General features: G+C 38.2%; 2 protein-coding genes. Both read right to left on the reverse strand.

The genetic code is table 11. The features are described from left to right. Positions 1-288 precede the first annotated feature (288 nt). A complete protein-coding gene (locus tag IQ224_RS23565) occupies positions 289-684 on the reverse strand; it encodes a type II toxin-antitoxin system HigA family antitoxin (protein ID WP_002741296.1) in 396 nt (131 codons plus the stop codon). Next, a complete protein-coding gene (locus IQ224_RS23570; RefSeq protein ID WP_036399596.1) occupies positions 671-970 on the reverse strand; it encodes a type II toxin-antitoxin system HigB family toxin in 300 nt (99 codons plus the stop codon). The genes IQ224_RS23565 and IQ224_RS23570 overlap by 14 nt, the downstream gene beginning before the upstream one ends. Positions 971-1,328: the final 358 nt, after the last annotated feature.

Raw genomic sequence — 1,328 nt, forward strand, 5'->3', positions numbered from 1 at the left:
CCTAATTTTCAGGGAAAAAGTACCTGAATTTTACCCCCGATCCCTCCAATGGTCGGCACTTTTTGAGGTCAAAAAAGTCTAAAAGCCTTATCCAACAAGGTTTTTAGATTTATTCAGCAAGCCCTAATTAATTGGCTCTTCTGGTTTCTGTGTGGAAACGAGGTCTATACTGATAGTTTATTTAACAAAATAGTCCTAAAAGTCTTTCCCAGTAAACATTTCACGATTTCATAAGCAAAAATTATCACACAAAGTCGAGAAGAGCCATTAATTTTCCTTAGTTACTTATCAAGTAAATAAACTGGCATCAACCCGAAAATATGCTCCCAAAGACCTAGCTTCTGACTGATTGATGCTGCGTTGTCCATTAATTATTTGCTCCACCGCATCAGGGGAACCCAAAATAGTAATTAGCTCTGGATATTCTATCTCGTTAGCTTCTATAAGATGCCGTAAAGTTGCTAAAGGATTTCTGTCAGGAATTGGATAATTATCTGCCTCGAACCTTTCGATCAAACTAATCAATAACTCCAGTAAAGCCTCCTCCTCTAAACTAAGTTCCGAGCGATGTTCCAACTCTTGAGCAATTGCGATCACTCGCTCGTTTTCCACCTCTGTGGTGATTGCTTTTAGTTGATAGTGAGCGAGTAATTCTCCATAGGTTTTATAATTAAAAGTAAGCATCATTTTTCCAATTTTCTTTATCGTACTCGGCGTGGTTAAGAATATATTTAATATAGATAGTCTGTCGGATATAAACTATATCTACAATTAGACGATAGTGATTTCCTTTAATGTTAAAAACAGTGAAATTACCAACAGATTCAGCACTTTTATAAGTGGCTTGCACATCGATGAGATTTTGCCATGCCGCTTTACTAGCAACTCTATACCAATCATAGAGAGACTCGCAGGAATTAGCGTTGGTCATACAGAAATCGCGAAGTATTCGACGGCTAATTACCCGCATAATACAAATATACCTCTGACAGTTTCTGTCAACAGCAATTATACCTCAATATCTAGGCTAACTCAAGCCGGCGGGCCGATTTGCTCACACTTTACATCGCGTAAAATCTTAGCACTTCCCACCAATGGGGACGTTTTCCCCCTTAAGTACCTAAGCAAAATTAATTACACATATCTACCCCCCCTTGCCTCTTGCCTCCTGCCTTTTGCCTTTCTTCACTAGGAAATTTATGGCTCTTCGGGAATTGTTATGCAAATAATTAACTTAAAATAAAATTCGATGAGAGTATCTAAGCTCAAAAGTAGCTGAAATCCATACAGGGAAGGACTTAAGGCACAAACAGGTTAATACCAAAAGA

The sequence above is a fragment of the Microcystis sp. LEGE 00066 genome (assembly GCF_015207925.1).
Lineage (GTDB): Bacteria > Cyanobacteriota > Cyanobacteriia > Cyanobacteriales > Microcystaceae > Microcystis > Microcystis ichthyoblabe_A.

Excerpts from the sequence above, each read along its gene's own strand:
- IQ224_RS23570 (WP_036399596.1), bottom strand. The coding sequence starts at position 970 with ATGCGGGTAATTAGCCGTCGAATACTTCGCGATTTCTGTATGACCAAC.
- IQ224_RS23565 (WP_002741296.1), bottom strand. The coding sequence starts at position 684 with ATGCTTACTTTTAATTATAAAACCTATGGAGAATTACTCGCTCACTAT.